Here is a 236-nt window from a genome sequence, read left to right as displayed (position 1 = left end):
GTCACCCGGCTGAGCCTTAGAGCACCCCACACGATACGTGCCCAGGTGGCGGAATGGTAGACGCGCTAGCTTCAGGTGCTAGTACTGGCAACGGTGTGGAGGTTCGAGTCCTCTCCTGGGCACCATATTCCCCGACAAATGATTGACTGTAGATCAGGCATCAAACGGCCCCGACGCCCTACCCCTCGGGGTGCTGCGAGCCGCCGGCCTCGGACGGCCCTATTGGACGCGGACAC

The 236-nt window shown here is 62.7% G+C and carries 1 tRNA gene; it reads left to right on the top strand.

Annotation, left to right across the window (positions count from 1 at the left end):
• Window positions 1–39: 39 nt before the first annotated feature.
• Window positions 40–125 (top strand) — tRNA-Leu (locus FCK22_RS18775).
• Window positions 126–236: the final 111 nt, after the last annotated feature.

Source organism: Sulfitobacter sp. 15WGC (assembly GCF_005068605.1).
In the GTDB taxonomy this organism is placed as follows: Bacteria; Pseudomonadota; Alphaproteobacteria; order Rhodobacterales; family Rhodobacteraceae; genus Sulfitobacter; species Sulfitobacter faviae.
The sequence above is the reverse complement of the archived record's forward strand: the minus strand, read 5'-3'. Positions and strand labels throughout refer to the sequence as shown.